This window comes from Nonomuraea sp. WAC 01424, from assembly GCF_003947315.1.
Classification (GTDB): Bacteria; Actinomycetota; Actinomycetes; order Streptosporangiales; family Streptosporangiaceae; genus Nonomuraea; species Nonomuraea spiralis.
The window spans coordinates 48,014-62,934 of sequence record NZ_QHHZ01000027.1 but is presented as its reverse complement, the minus strand read 5'-3'; the positions used below and the strand labels follow the sequence as shown (position 1 = coordinate 62,934).

General features: G+C 70.4%; 11 protein-coding genes. 8 read left to right on the top strand and 3 right to left on the bottom strand.

The window, feature by feature from the left end; all coding sequences use genetic code 11:
* Window positions 1–164 precede the first annotated feature (164 nt).
* The 5 genes from DMB42_RS48950 (at window position 165) to DMB42_RS48930 (ending at window position 7,307) form a co-directional block, all read left to right on the top strand.
* Complete coding sequence (locus DMB42_RS48950; protein ID WP_125647902.1) at window positions 165–1,775, top strand: beta-N-acetylhexosaminidase; 1,611 nt, start codon at window positions 165–167, stop codon at window positions 1,773–1,775.
* Window positions 1,772–3,631, top strand: coding sequence for an ABC transporter permease subunit (locus DMB42_RS48945; RefSeq protein ID WP_125647899.1), 1,860 nt, complete (start codon window positions 1,772–1,774; stop codon window positions 3,629–3,631). Before DMB42_RS48950 ends, DMB42_RS48945 begins: the two co-directional genes overlap by 4 nt.
* Window positions 3,632–3,653: 22 nt before the next feature.
* Window positions 3,654–4,913 (top strand): extracellular solute-binding protein, encoded by a 1,260-nt coding sequence (locus tag DMB42_RS48940; RefSeq protein WP_125647896.1) that lies wholly within the window; start codon window positions 3,654–3,656, stop codon window positions 4,911–4,913.
* A gap of 164 nt (window positions 4,914–5,077) precedes the next feature.
* The gene (locus DMB42_RS48935) at window positions 5,078–6,199 is read left to right on the top strand and encodes a site-2 protease family protein (protein WP_125647892.1); all 1,122 of its coding nucleotides are present in this window, start codon (window positions 5,078–5,080) and stop codon (window positions 6,197–6,199) included.
* Window positions 6,200–6,434: 235 nt separating this feature from the next.
* Window positions 6,435–7,307, top strand: a complete 873-nt coding sequence (locus tag DMB42_RS48930; protein WP_125647889.1) for a hypothetical protein — start codon at window positions 6,435–6,437, stop codon at window positions 7,305–7,307.
* A gap of 115 nt (window positions 7,308–7,422) precedes the next feature.
* Here the strand turns inward: DMB42_RS48930 and DMB42_RS54560 are convergent, their stop codons facing one another.
* Complete coding sequence (locus tag DMB42_RS54560) at window positions 7,423–7,815, bottom strand: hypothetical protein (RefSeq protein WP_221762706.1); 393 nt, start codon at window positions 7,813–7,815, stop codon at window positions 7,423–7,425.
* A gap of 155 nt (window positions 7,816–7,970) precedes the next feature.
* On the opposite strand from DMB42_RS54560, the gene DMB42_RS48920 reads away from it, so the two are divergent.
* From DMB42_RS48920 to DMB42_RS48910, 3 genes are read left to right on the top strand one after another with little or no spacing between them, the layout of a single operon-like run.
* Window positions 7,971–8,735, top strand: a complete 765-nt coding sequence (locus DMB42_RS48920) for a beta-phosphoglucomutase family hydrolase (RefSeq protein WP_125647885.1) — start codon at window positions 7,971–7,973, stop codon at window positions 8,733–8,735.
* Window positions 8,732–11,110, top strand: a complete 2,379-nt coding sequence (locus tag DMB42_RS48915) for a glycoside hydrolase family 65 protein (RefSeq protein ID WP_125647882.1) — start codon at window positions 8,732–8,734, stop codon at window positions 11,108–11,110. Before DMB42_RS48920 ends, DMB42_RS48915 begins: the two co-directional genes overlap by 4 nt.
* A 10-nt stretch (window positions 11,111–11,120) precedes the next feature.
* Window positions 11,121–11,924: an SDR family NAD(P)-dependent oxidoreductase gene (locus DMB42_RS48910; RefSeq protein ID WP_125647879.1), complete on the top strand. Its 804-nt coding sequence runs from the start codon at window positions 11,121–11,123 to the stop codon at window positions 11,922–11,924.
* A 28-nt stretch (window positions 11,925–11,952) separates the two neighbouring features.
* Here DMB42_RS48910 and DMB42_RS48905 read toward each other — a convergent pair whose 3' ends face one another.
* Entirely contained in the window at window positions 11,953–13,005 is a 1,053-nt protein-coding gene (locus DMB42_RS48905; RefSeq protein WP_185845269.1) for an FUSC family protein, read from the bottom strand.
* A gap of 200 nt (window positions 13,006–13,205) precedes the next feature.
* Window positions 13,206–14,660 carry a rifampin monooxygenase gene (rox, locus tag DMB42_RS48895; RefSeq protein WP_125647872.1) on the bottom strand — a complete coding sequence of 485 codons (1,455 nt, stop codon included), beginning with the start codon at window positions 14,658–14,660 and terminating at the stop codon, window positions 13,206–13,208.
* Window positions 14,661–14,921 lie beyond the last annotated feature (261 nt).

The following is a 14,921-nucleotide window of genomic DNA, read 5'->3' as shown; positions in this document are numbered from 1 at the left end:
AGCATTGACCCTCCCGTCAGGCCGGTGCTACTAATGAAGTGCTCCTTCGTAAAAGAGGTCGGGCGCAGTTCGGCGCGGACCTCCCGCCGTCGGGCACCGTCGGTCACGCCCGGGAACGCGCCCGAGGCGAAGAGTCTCCTTCATCAGTTCCGAGAGGCCGCCTAATGATCGTCCCCAAGCCCCTGCACCACGAGGCCAGACCGGGCCGCTTCGTCATCGACCGCGACACCGCGCTCACCGCCGATCCCGCGCTCGGCGAGGAGGCCGCCTGGCTGCGCGGCGAGCTCAGCGCGGTCACCGGCGGCGAACTGCTGCCCGGCGACCCCGGAGCGGCGATGATCAGGCTCGGCCTCGACGACCTGCCCCCCGACGCCTACCGGCTGACCGTCGCGCCCGACGGGGTCGCGCTCGACGCCGGATCGGCGGCCGGCGCGTTCTACGGTGCGCAGACGCTGCGCCAGCTCCTGCCGCCCGCCGCCTTCCGCCGGGCGGACGCCGGCGGGCCCCTGGAGCTGCCGGCCGTCCACGTGGAGGACCGCCCGCGCTTCGCCTGGCGCGGCGCGATCCTCGACGTGGCCCGGCACTTCATGACCAAGGCGGACGTGTTGCGCTTCATCGACCTGATGGCCCTGCACAAGCTGAACGTCCTGCACCTGCACCTGACCGACGACCAGGGCTGGCGCGTCGAGATCAAGCGATACCCGCGCCTCACCGAGATCGGCTCCTGGCGCGAGGAGAGCCAGGTCGGCTGGCTGGGGGAGATGGACGGCCGGCCGCACGGCGGCTTCTACACCCAGGACGACCTCCGCGAGATCGTCGCCTACGCCGCACGCCGCCACATCTCGGTCGTGCCCGAGATCGACCTGCCCGGCCACACCCAGTCGGCCATCGCCGCCTATCCCGAGCTGGGCAACCTCGACACCCCGATCGGCGTGGGCACGACCTGGGGCGTCGGCCACAACGTGCTCAACGTCGAGGACTCCACGATCACGTTCTTCAAGAACGTCTTCGACGAGGTGCTCGACCTGTTCCCCGGCCCGTACGTCTGCGTCGGCGGCGACGAGTGCCCCAAGGAGCAGTGGCGCGACAGCCCGGCGGCCCGCCGCCGCATCGCCGAGCTGGGCCTGCGCGACGAGGAGGAGCTGCAGAGCTGGTTCATCCGCCAGTTCGACGACTACCTGACCGAACGCGGGCGGCGCCTGGTCGGCTGGGACGAGATCCTGGAGGGCGGGCTCGCCCCCGGCGCGGTGGTGGCCTCCTGGCGGGCCGACCTGGGCGCGGTGGCCGCCGCCCGCGCCGGGCACGACGTCATCAACTGCTCCAACACCGCCGTCTACCTGGACTACCGGCAGAGCGAACGCGACGACGAGCCGATGCCGTTCAGGACCGTGCTGACCGTCGAGGACGTTTATGCCTTCGAACCCGTCCCGCCGGAGCTGCGCGGCGACCCGGCCGCGGAACGCGTCATGGGAGCCCAGTGCGGGGTCTGGACGGAGCTGATCGACTCCACCCGGCACGTCGACTACATGGCCTTCCCCCGGCTGGCGGCGTTCGCGGAGACCGTATGGTCGGGACCCGAACGGGACCTGGACGACTTCCGCCGCCGCCTGGCCGCGCACCTTGAGCGCCTGGACGCGATCGGCGTGGAGTACCGGCGCGAGTCCGGCCCGCTGCCCTGGCAACGACGCCCCGGCGTGCCCGGCATGCCGGCCGAGCGCGACGAGTGGCAGGCGACGCTCGACTCCTGGACCGCCAACCTCAGGAACGCGCCATGAAGATGCTCGCGGCAGGCCGGATCGCCGACCTGTGGGAGCGCACCGTCCCCTGGCGCTGGCTGACGCCGAGCACGCTGCTCATCGCCGGTGTCGTCGGCTTCCCGGCCCTGTACATGGTCTGGATGTCCTTCCTCGACATCAGCAGGATCGGGCAGGTCAGGGGCATGGCCGGGCTGGACAACTACGCCAGGCTGCTGAAGGAGGACGCGCTCGGCCCGGTGGTCGGCAACACCCTGCTGTGGCTGGTGATCGTCGTCGGGCTGACCATGTTGCTCTCGCTGGCGCTGGCGCAGTTCCTGTCCAAGCCGTTCTTCGGCCGCAAGTTCGTCCGGCTCGCGCTGGTGGTGCCGTGGGCGACCTCGCTGGTGATGACCGCGACCGTGTGGCGCTTCATCTACGAGGGCGGCAACGGGCTGCTCAACCGGCTGCTGATGGATCTGTCGATCATCTCCGCGCCCGTCGACTGGTACAAGGACCCGGCCACCGCCCTGTACGCGATCATGGCGGTCGGGATCATCACCTCGATGCCGTTCACCACGTACGTGCTGCTGTCCGGGTTGCAGACGGTGCCGCACGACGTGCTGGAGGCCGCGCGGATGGACGGCGCGAGCGCGTGGGCGACCTGGCGGCGGGTGACGCTGCCGATCCTGCGGCCCTCGCTCATGATCGCGCTCGTGCTCAACATGTTGCACGTCTTCAACGCGTTCACCGTGATCTGGGTGATCATGGGGAAGACGGCGGGGAACCACGCCGACACGACCGTGACGTGGCTGTACAAGATCGCGTTCACGGCGCAGCTCGACTCGGGCGAGGCGGCGGCGCTCGGCGTGCTCAACGTGGCCTTCCTGCTGCTGCTCATCCTGGCCTTCGTGCTGGTCCTGCGTCCCTATCGCAACCCGGCGGCGGAACCTGCCAAGGAGGAGTCCGCTGGTGGGGAGTCCTCTGTCGAGGAGCCTCCCACTGTCGCGCCGCGTGTCCCGGCCCCCGCCGGACGGAGCAGGCCGGTGCTGGTGCGGGCGGGGCGCGGGTGGGCGCGGGTCCGTCCCGTCGTGCTCCCGATCATCGGGTTCGCGGTGGCGTTGTTCTTCCTCGCCCCGTACGCCGCGATGTTGTTCGGCTCGCTCAAGACCGACGCCGAGCTGTTCGCCGTCCCGGCGGACTACCTGCCCAAGAGCTGGGCGTGGTCCAACTACGCCGACGTGTGGCGGCGCATCCCGCTGGCCGACTACTTCCGGGTCAGCCTGACCGTCGCGCTGGCCTCCACGGCCCTGGTGCTGGTGGTCGCCGCGCCCGCCGCCTACGTCCTGGCCCGCTTCCGGTTCCGGGGACGTACGGCGTTCCTCAGCGTGATCCTCGTGACGCAGATGTTCCCCGCCGTCGCGCTGCTCATCGGCCTGTACCGGCAGGCGGTGTTCGTGGACGGCGTGAACAGCTACTTCGTGATCATCGCCATCAACTCGGCCTTCAACCTCGCCTTCGCCGTATGGATCCTGCACGCCCACTTCGGCGCGATCCCGGAGGAGATCGACGAGGCCGCCATGATGGACGGCCTCGGCAAGTTCCGGATCATGCTGCGCATGATCCTCCCGCTGGCCGCGCCCGGCCTCGTCACCGTGATGATCTTCACCTTCATCCAGGTGTGGAACGAGTTCGTCATCGCGCTGACGCTCTTCAACGACCCGGCGGGCGGCCGCGTGCCGCTGACGGTCGGCGTCCAGCAGTTCATCGGCCTGTACGAGACCAACTACCAGTACCTCTTCGCCGCGGCGCTGATGGCGATCGTGCCCGCGGTGATCCTCTTCGCGCTCATCGAGAAGCATCTGGTGAGCGGCCTCACCGCGGGCAGCACCAAGTGACAACGAGAAAGATCGGTGTGAGATGACCCCCACAAGACGACGACGGCTCGGCGGCCTGGCCGCGTTCACCGGTCTCGTTCTCGCGCTGACCGCCTGCGGCGGCGGGTCGGGCGGCGGCTCGGGCGGCGGCGGGCAGAACTCCATCAAGCTGGTCGTGGCCCAGTACACCGAGGGCACGCGACCGTACTGGGACGAGCTGATCGCCTCGTTCGAGGCCAAGCACCCGGGCAAGAACGTCGACCTCCAGGTGATCGACTGGGGGAACCTGCAGAGCCAGGTCAACACCATGGTCCAGACCAAGCAGCTCCCCGACCTGCTGAACATCAACGTCTTCGCCGACTACGCCGAGGCCGGTCTGCTCTACCGGGCCGAGGAGGTGGTCTCCAAGGAGGTGCTGGCGGACTTCCTGCCCTCCTTCGCCGAGAACGCCTCCTACGACGGCGCCCAGTACGGCCTGCCGTTCGTCGCCACCGTCAACGGCATGTACTACAACAAGAAGATCCTCAAGGAGGCCGGCCTCGATAAGCCCCCGGCCACCTGGGACGAACTCCGCGCGGCGGTCAAAGCGATCAAGGCGCTGCCCGGCGGGTACGTGCCGTACGCGCTGGCGCTCGGCGCCGAGGCCGGCGGCTACGAGTTCGGCACCTGGCTGCGGGCCGACGGCGGCGACTGGCGTACCGACGGGAAGTGGACCGTCAACGGCGAGCGGGCCGTCGAGACGCTGCAGTTCCTCAAGTCGCTGACCAACGACGGCTACACCCAGCCGAACCCGGGCCAGACCAACCGCGCCGACGGCACCTGGCCGCTGTTCGCGCAGGGCAAGGCGGCCATGGTGTACGCCTCCTTCGGCACCCGCGCCTTCCTCGACCAGGTGGACAAGGCCGGCATCGAGTACGGCACGGCGCCGTTCCCCACCAACAACGGCGCCGAGCAGGCCACGCACGGCATCCAGGACTACCTGATGGCCTTCAAGAAGGACGGCAACCAGCAACTGGTCCGCGAGTTCCTCGACTACTTCTACCAGGCCGACAACTACACCAAGTACCTCAAGGTCGAGGGCCTGCTGCCCACGACCACGTCCGCCTCGGCGCTCATGCGCCAGGACCCGAAGGTCAGCTCCATCGTGGACATGGTGGCCAAGGCCCGCTTCGACCCGACCTCCGAGCCGGTCTGGGCGGAGTTGCGCGGCACGCTGGCCGCCGAACTGGGTGCCGCGCTGGCCCCCGGCAGCGACCCGCGTGCCGTGCTGACCAAGTTCCAGCAGATCACCGACCACTCCTGACCGCTCCGCCCGTCCCCCCGCCGCCTCAGTGGGCCGCGCGGCGGGGTGACGGGCCACGCACCCAGAGGTACCGGCACCGGGTGTGATCGCCTGCGGGTCAAATTTGGGCGATGAGGATCTAAGTGCACTACCGGTATGTACCGCCGCCGCTGGACGATGACGAAGTGAGGGGGACATTCTCGCTGGGCGCCGTCGCCGGGGTCCCGGTGCGCGCGCACTGGTCGGTGCTCGGTCTCGCGGCGCTCATCGTGGTGCTGCTCGGCGATGCCGTGCTGCCGCGGGCCGTACCCGGGCTCGCGCGGGGGCAGTACTGGTCGGCGGCCGTGGTCGGCGGATTCGTGTTCATGTTGTCCCTGCTGATCCACGAGATGGCCCACGCGCTGGTCGCCCGGTGGTGCGGCCTCAAGGTCGGTTCGATCACCGTGTGGGGCCTCGGTGGTTACACCGAGGTGGAGGAGAAGGCGAAGAACCCGCGCGTCGAACTGGTGGTGGCGGCGGCGGGACCGCTGGCCAGCGTGGCCCTCGGTGGGCTGGGCTTCCTCGTACTCATGATCATCCCCGGCAAGAGCCTGACGGCCTCCGCGGTGACGTGGCTCTCCAGCATGAACCTGCTGATCGGCGCGTTCAACCTGCTGCCGGGCGCCCCGCTGGACGGCGGGCGCGTCCTGCACGGGCTGCTGTGGTGGCGGTTCAAGGACCGCTCGCGCGCGGACCGGGCGTCGGCGCGGGCAGGACATTTCGTCGGTACGACGCTGGTCGCGGCAGGGCTGTTCGGCACCGTGTTCGCGGGCTGGCTGGGCGGCCTGTGGCTGGTGCTCGTGGGCTGGTTCATCGTCGCCGCCGCCCGTCAGGAGCTCACCGTCACGATCGCCTCCGCGGGACTGCGCGGCATGCTGGTACGCGAGGTCATGACCGCGGATCCGGACCGGGCGCCCGCGTGGATGACGGTGGGGGAGTTCATCGGGAAGACCGCGCTCACCTCCCGCCAGTCGGTCTTCCCGGTCGTCGACCTCACCGGCGCCCCGATCGGCAGCGTCACGCTGGCCGCCCTGATGGCGGTGCCCCGCCAGAGCCGCGGCGTCACCCGGATCGACGCACTCCCGACCCGGCGTCCCGTACGAGCCGTGGAAGCCGGCGGCGAGGCCACCGAACTGCTTCAGCCCGCGGGAGGGCAGCTGATCGCGGTGGTCGAGGCCGGGGTCCTGGTCGGCATGGTGACCGCCGCGGACCTGGACCGGATCGTCGGCCAGGCGATCCTGAGAGCCGGCCCGGACACGGCGGACTGACCCCCGGGCCGGTCCCGGCCTCAACTCCCGGCCGGCCTGTTCGACCGGATTTCGTAAGTACGAGGTTAAGTATTCTCATGCTGCCGAAAGGGCTCGAAGAATGGCCGTGCCCCAAATGCCCGTTTTCGTTTTTATGCCCTATAAGTCGTACGTGTAGTGCTTATTAGCCCCGGGGATGACAAATCCAGCTATTCGCTACTCAACCACCATGAGTCCTTTCGGGGGAGATAGTTCTATGCAGGCAACCAGGGCCTACCGGGTTATCGGGGGCGCCGTTCTCACGGCTGCCGCGTTCGCGGCCGGAACACCAGCGGCCGGCGCGATGGTCGCCAACGTGCCATGCGCCGGGGCCGCGCTGGTCAACGCGATCAACACCGCCGCGCCGGGCGCCACACTCTTTCTGACACACGGCTGCACGTACGTCCTGAACAATTCGACCGGTCCGCTGCCCTCCATCAACGCGCTGCTCACCATCCACGGCCAGAACAGCACGATCCGGCGGGACCCGACGGCGGCCCCGTTCCGCCTGTTCACCGTCAACAACAACTTCAACCTCGACCGGGTCAAGCTCATGGGGGGTGACGCGACGACCTCCCCGGGAGGATTCGGCGGAGCCGTCGCGGTCAACAGCGGAACCACGAACCTCGACCGAATTCTTGTCATCAAGAACACCGGCACATTCTCCGGCGGCATCGGCGGCATCGGCGGAACCATCGTCAACGTGTCGAACAGCACTATTCAGTTCAACTCGGTGACCAGGAACGGCGGCGGCGCGGCCAATGACGGTCGGATGACCTTCACCAACAGCGTCATCAACAACAACCGCGCCGGAGAAAGAGGCGGAGGGATCGCGAACGACGGGATCCTCACCGTGATCCGCAGTGTCATCAACGACAACTCGGCCGACGTCGGGGGAGGCGTGGCGAACTTCGGGCCCGGCACCGTGACGATCAGCCGTAGCGTGATCAACAACAATACGGCGAACAACCCTCCGGGCGGGATCGACAACGAGGGCGCTCCGGGGTCCGTGACCCTGACGGCCTCGGTCGTACGGGGCAACGTCCCGACCAACTGCTCACCCACACCGGTCCCGGGCTGCATCAACTAGGTGCATGGGCTTGAGGATGTCCATCCTCGGGCCGTGACCGCCGAACCGGCGACGCCGACCACACCGTCGGCGTTGCCGGCAGCGCGGGGTGACACGATTTCCGGTGGCGGGCCCCCTAAGGACCTGCCAGGTCAGCCGGCCCCGCACCAGGACCACCACCCGCCCGGCCCTCCTCCAGCACAGGGGCAGAACGTACGGCCTGCCACCCGTCCGCGGCCGCCTCCACCCGCCAGGCCGGCGGCCACACCCGCAACACGCCGTCAGCCGCAGGCGCCAGTCGCACGTGGCTCAACTCGGCCGCGTACGGCAGAGGCGTGGTGGCGCAGGTGGTCGGCCAGGATGCGTTCGCGGGGAGTGCGTACGGCATGCGGAGGTACGCGCAGATGACGTCCACGATGGTTTGCCGCAGCGCCGGGGTGTCCTGGGCCAGCCGTTCCAGGGCGTACAGGCCGCCGAGCCGGACCGGAGCCTGCTCGTTGCCGAGTTGCTCGACCGCCTTGGCGTACAACTCGGTCCGTCGCGCCGACCAGCAACGCGGAGGGAAGAGCCCACCACCACGTGGATCGCTGCGGCCGCAACTCGGGTGGACGCACGGACCGCCGGGACGGTGAGAAGTGGAGGTGGAGGGGTAGGCGCAGGTGGGGGCCGGGGGACGGAGGATCCATGCTGGGGCTGCCTGAGGGCATCCGGGGGTGCCTGTTCGACATGGACGGCGTGCTGACGCGCACCGCCACCGTGCACGCCAGGGCGTGGAAGACGATGTTCGACGACTTCCTGCGAGCCTGGGCCGAGAAACACGGGACCGAGTTCGTGCCCTTCGACGCGGTCGCCGACTACGACCGCTACGTCGACGGCAAGAAACGGCTGGACGGCGCGCGGAGTTTCCTTCAGTCGCGAGGCATCGGCCTGCCGGAGGGGACGCCGGACGACCCGCCCGGCACGATGACCGTGTACGGGCTGAGCAACCGGAAGAACGCCCTCGTGCAGGCCCTCATCGACAAGGAAGGCGTGGACGTGTTCCCGGGTTCGGTCCGCTACCTGGCCGCGGTCCGGGACGCGGGACTGCGCCGGGCGGTCGTGTCCTCCAGCGCCAACACCGAGCAGGTGCTCGCGGCCGCCGGGCTCGCCACGCAGTTCGAGGCCCGGATAGACGGCGTGGTCGCCCGGGAGCGCCACCTCGCGGGCAAGCCGGCTCCGGACATGTACCTGGCGGGCGCCGAGGCACTGGGCCTGGAAGCGGCCGAGGCGGTGGTGTTCGAGGACGCCCTGGCGGGAGTGGCCGCCGGACGGGCAGGCGGATTCGGCTTCGTCGTCGGCGTCGACCGGACGGGACAGGCGGACGCGTTGCGCGACCACGGCGCCGACGTCGTGGTCAACGACCTGGCCGACCTGCTGGGCCGGGGCAGGCCGTCGCGGAGGGCCGGATGATCCGGCACCCCGCGTTCACGGTCGAGCCGTGGGCGGTCCGGGAACGGCATCTGGACCTGCGGGTGCTGGCGCAGACCGAGTCGGTGTTCACGCTGTCCAACGGGCACATCGGGCTGCGCGGCAACCTGGACGAGGGCGAGCCGAACGGCGAGCCGGGCACCTATCTCAACGGGTTCTACGAGCGGCGGCCGCTGCCGTACGCGGAGGCGGGCTACGGATACCCCGAATCCGGGCAGACGGTGGTGAACGTCACCAACGGCAAGGTGATCCGGTTGCTGGTCGGCGACGAGCCCTTCGACCTGCGGTACGGGACCCTGCACCGGCACGAACGCGTTCTCGACCTGCGCGCCGGAACCCTGACGCGCACGGCCCACTGGAGCTCCCCGACCGGGGCCCCGGTCCGGATCAGGTCCACCCGGCTGGTGTCCTTCACCCATCGCGCGGTCGCCGCCATCCTGTACGAGGTCGAGGCCGTCGACCGGCCGCTGCGCGTCGCCGTGCAGTCGGAGCTCATCGCCAACGAGACCCAGACCTACGCGGGCGGCGACCCGCGCGCCGGCGCCCCGTTGCACGCGCCGCTGGTAGCGGAGGAGAACGTCCCCAGCAGCGAGGGAACGGCGATCATGGTTCATCGCACCCGGGCCAGCGGCCTGCGCGTGGCCGCCGGGATGTGCCACGAGATCGACGGGCCGGACGGCACCCTCGTCGAGGCGCAGGGCACCGACGACGTCAGCCGGGTCACCGTGGCCACCCGGCTGACGCCCGGCCAGACGTTGCGGCTCGTCAAGTTCTTCTCCTACGGGTGGTCGGCGCAGCGCTCGCGAGCCGCGCTGCACGACCAGGTGGCCGGGGCGCTGGCGTCCGCCCGCCTGGACGGATGGGACGGCCTGTACGCGGACCAGCGGCGTTTCCTCGACGACTTCTGGCAGGGCGCGGACGTCGAGGTGGAGGGCGACCCCGAGGTGCAGCAGGCGGTCCGCTTCGGGCTGTTCCACCTGCTGCAGTCGGCCGCGCGCCTGGAAGAGCGTGCCATCCCGGCCAAGGGCCTGACCGGCTCCGGCTACGACGGGCACGCCTTCTGGGACACCGAGATCTTCGTACTGCCGGTGCTCACCTACACCCATCCGACGGCCGTCGCGGACGCGCTGTCGTGGCGGCGGACCACGATCCCCCTGGCACGGGCCCGCGCCAGGCAACTCGGCCTGCACGGCGCCGCCTTCCCCTGGCGGACCATCCACGGTGAGGAGTGCTCCGGCTACTGGCCCGCCGGAGCCGCGGCCTTCCACATCAACGCCGACATCGCGCACGCGGTCATCCAGTACGTCGACGCCAGCCAGGACATGTCGTTCGAACGGCGGACCGGCCTGCCGCTGCTGGTCGAGACGGCCCGGCTGTGGTGCGCGCTCGGCCACCACGACGCCGCCGGACGCTACCGCATCGACGGTGTGACCGGCCCCGACGAGTACACCGCCGTGGTCGACGACAACGCGTACACGAACCTGATGGCCCAGCAGAACCTCCGCGCGGCGGCCGAGGCGGCGGCCCGCCATCCGGACCAGGCGAAGCGGCTCCAGGTCACCGAGGAGGAGAGCCGCCGCTGGTGCGACGCGGCGGAGGCGATGTCCGTGCCGTACGACGAGCGGCTGGGGGTTCACCAGCAGTGCGAGGGCTTCACCGAGCACGCGCTCTGGGACTTCGCCGCCACCGGGCCCGGGCAGTACCCGTTGCTGCTGCACTTCCCGTACTTCGATCTCTACCGCAAGCAGGTGGTCAAGCAGGCGGACCTGGTGCTCGCCATGCATCTGCGCGGGGACGCCTTCACGGCCGACCAGAAGTCCCGAAATTTCGCCTATTACGAGGCGCTGACCGTACGCGACTCGTCCCTGTCGGCCTGCACCCAGGCGGTGATCGCCGCGGAGGTGGGCCACCTGGAGCTCGCCTATCGCTATCTCGGCGAGGCGGCCCTGATGGATCTGGAGGATCTGGAGAAGAACACCGTGGACGGCGTGCACATGGCCTCGCTGGCCGGCGCGTGGATCGCCCTCGTCGCGGGCTTCGGCGGGATGCGCGCGGGACACGGACGGCTCTGCTTCGCCCCGTCCCTTCCGGCCGACATCACCCGGCTGGCCTTCCGGCTGCGCTACCGCGGCAGCCTGCTGAGCGTCGTCGCCACCCGGGAGGCGACGTCGTACCGGCTGCTGCACGGACCGCCGCTCACCTTGACCCACCACGGCGAGCAGATCCACCTGGACCGGACGGAGATCACCCGGATCAACCCGCAGCGGCCCGCGCCGGAACAGGAGATCCACCAGCCACCCGGCCGCGAACCGGCCCGCCGCCATCAGCCACCCGCGGCCACCGCCGCCGCCGAGTGAGGAACCGTTCATGGACCGTCTGAAGGACAGGGCCGCACTGATCACCGGCGCGGGCAGCGGCATCGGCCGCGCCGCCGCGCAGCTGATGAGCGCGCAGGGCGCGCTGGTCGCCGTGGCCGACCGCGATCAGCACGCCGCCGAGGAGACGGGCCGGCTGATCGAGTCCGCCGGCGGCCGCGCGCTGGCGATGACGGTCGACGTCACGGACGAGGGCTCGGTGGCCGACATGGTGAGCGCCACCGTGCACGAGTTCGGCCGCCTGGACGTGCTCTGCAACCACGTCGGCGGCACGAATCCGCGCCTGGACCTGGACCTGATGCGGCTGGACATGGCCGAGTTCGATCGTGCCGTCGACCTCAACGTACGCAGCACGCTGCTGGGCACCCGGCACGCCCTTCCCCACATGATCCAGGGCGGAGGCGGCTCGGTCATCAACACCGCCTCGGTGGCGGGCCTGGTGGGAGACGTCCTGCAGATCTCGTACGGCGCGGTGAAGGCCGCCGTCATCAACCTCACGAAGTCGATCGCCGTGCAGTACGGCCCGGACCGCGTCCGCTGCAACGCCGTGGCGCCGGGGGCGGTGGTCACGCCCGCGCTGCTGGACAACCTGCCCCAGGAGGTCGTCGAGGGGCTCAAACGTACGAACGCCCTGCCCTATCTCGGCAGCCCGGAGGACATCGGCCACACCATGGTCTTCCTCGCCTCTGACGAATCGCGGTACATCACCGGCCAGCTCTTCGTCGTCGACGGCGGGATGACGATCCAGTCCCCGGCCGCGCCGGGCCGTCAGGCCATGCTCCCGCCCCGCCGCTGACCCACGGCCCGTGCGTGCCGCTCCCGCCCTACGCGCGGCGCAGGCGTGCGCGGAACCAGTCGGGGGTCATGAGGAGCAGGCCGACGCCGGAGCCGATCGCGGTCTCGGCGAGCCGTTCCAGCAACAGCGGACCGGTGATCGGCATGATGAAGGACATGCTCATGAACACCATGACGGTGATGAAGACGAGCGCGAGCGCGTAGGTGTTCACGACGAAGAGCTGCGTGAAGAACTGGCAGACGACCATGATCACGATGATCGGCGCGGCCTGGAGCCGGAGCGGCTCCAGCAGCCAGACGACCCCCAGCCCGACCGCCGTCCCGATGACCCGTTCGATCGCGTGCGCGGCCGAGGGCCGGGCCCGCGCCGGGGCGATCACGCAGACGACCGTGAGGACCGCCCAGTACGGATGCGCGCCCCCCAGCGCCACGCCGATCACGTAGGCGAGGGCGGCTCCGGCCACGTTCTCCGCGACGGCCCGCCACACCAGCGGGTCCCGCAACACGGTCCGATCGACGACCGGCACCCGGCTCAGGTCCTTGAAGAACGGGCGGAAGACCCGGCTCGACGTCTCCGCGTGCCCCGGCCAGGCACGCCTGACCACCCATCCGGACAGGCTCAGCAACCACGCGAGCACGGTCGCCGCCGCGGCGACCCCGGCGCGCAGCCCAACCTCCCCGGGCGGCGTCGGGATCGCCGCGCAGATGAGCAGGGCGATGACGTCGAAGAACGGCGGCGCCGGCACGAGGCCCACCATCGTGTTCACGACGACCCCGCCCACCAGGACCAGGAGCGTCACCACCCCGGTCACCGCCAGGGGCGCCGCGGTGGCCGAGAGCAGGATCCCGGCGACGATCGCGACGAGGATGCCCGCCCCGGCGACGCCCACGGTCCGCGCCCGGACCCGGTAGGGCTCGTTGAACCCGTACACCGCGCAGAACGCGCCGAACATGCCGTACGAGGCGAGGTCCAGCCGCCCGGCGCAGGCCAGGGCGACGAGCACGATCCCGAGCGTGACCGCCGTCCGCGTGGCCACCTCGACGCCGTGCACCCATGGCCGCCCCGCCGGCTTCGTCCGCACGTCCCCATTCTCGGAGAGGCCGGGACGGGGATCCGGGAGCGACATCCCCGAGCCGGTTCGCAGGAAGGTCGACCGGCGCGGGCGCCGCCCATGCCGAGCATGTCGTCCTCGTCGAGACCCGCAGTGTGGGTGAGCAGCTGACGCAGCGTCACCGGCCGCCCGACACGGGTGAGGGCGGCCGGTCCCACGGGCGAGCGGAATCAGCCGGCGGGCTCGCCGAACCAGCGGGCGAGATGGTCGTCCAGGTCCCGCTGATCGTCGCCGATCCAGGCGACGTGGCCGTCCGGGCGCAGCAGGAGGCCCGGAACGTCCACCGCCGCGGTGGGATCGGCTAGCCGGTCGACCCGGTCCGCCCAGCCGCCGACGCTCAGGCGTTCGGTACGGTCCAGCAGCAGGCCGCGGCCACGATGCAGCAGACCGTACAGGCGGCCCGCCTTGACGTCGATGTCGCGCAGGCGGCGGCCGAGCAGGTCGGGGCCCGCGCCGAAGTCGTAGCGGACGCCGATCGCGGTGATCTTCTCGATCAGGTGGCGGTTCACCTCCTCGAAGTCCATGAGTTCGGTGAGCAGCCTGCGCACGGCCTGCGGGCCCGGTTCGGCGGACAGCAGTTCCATCTGGGCGCGGGTGTTGTCCAGCACGTCCTCGGCGACCGGATGGCGTTCGGCCTGGTAGGTGTCCAGCAGCGGTTCCGGCGCCCAGCCGCGGACCTGCGCGGCCAGCTTCCAGCCGAGGTTGAACGCGTCCTGAACGCCCAGGTTGAGGCCCTGTCCGCCGATGGGGGGATGGATGTGCGCCGCGTCGCCGGCCAGCAGCACCCGCCCGGCCCGATACCGTTCGGCCAGCCGGGTGGCGTCGCCGAAGCGGGACAACCAGCGCGGGGAGTGCACGCCGAAGTCGGTCCCGGCGACGGCGCGCAGCTGCCGCCGGAACTCATCGAGGGTGGGCGGTTGCGCGCGATCGCCGACCTCCGCCGCGGGGACCACCACGCTGTAGATTCCCTCGCCGAAGGGCCGGAGCCAGAAACGGTGATGGGTCCGGCCGAGGTCGCGCACCCTGGCGGTGATCTCCTCCTGCGGCACGCCCACCTCCATCTCGCCCATGAGCGTGTCGGCCCTGGAGGGCTCGCCGGGGAAGCCGACGCCGAGCAGTTTGCGTACCGTGCTGCGGGCGCCGTCACAGCCGACGAGGTAGCGCGCACGCAGTCGTTGCCCGTCGGCCAGCTCGACGGTCACGCCCTCGTCGTCCTGCGCGAGACCGGTCACCGTACAGCCGTGCCGGACCTGCGCGCCCAGTTCGATCGCGTGCTCCTCGAGCAGGCGTTCGATGACCGGCTGCGGGATGCCCAGCAGATAGGCGTGCGCGGAGTCCAGGCCCTGGGGGGCGGGTTTGTGGATGGCGGCGAAGAAGCCGCCGGCCGGACGCCGTCTTCCGTGCTGGAGAACACGGTCCAGGAGTCCGCGCATCGCCATCAGTTCGAGACTGCGAACGTGCAGACCGACGATGCGGACGTACGACTTGGGCTCGGTCTCCTTCTCCAGCACGAGCACCCGTACGCCGTGCAGCCGCAGTTCGGCGGCCAGCATCGCGCCGGTCGGCCCGCACCCGACGATGATCACGTCGTTCGACGCGGGTCCGGCGGTGACTTGAGAGTTCATCGGTGTTGCCCCTTCGGGAGTGCCTTGTGGCTCGGCGCTCCCGGCGACACCTACGTCAGTCGCCGGCCGTGACGGGAAGGGGGAGCACCCGCATCGAAACGTCGTTCATGGGGCTCACCTCCTCGGGCGATGTCACGGTCGCTCGCAAGCTACAAGCCCTCGCGTCGTCCCGTCCAACCATTTTCCGGCCACGTGTCCACGACCCCGGACGCGCCCTCAGCGAATCCGGGGCCGCGGTCCGCAGGGATCAGCCCTGGCCTG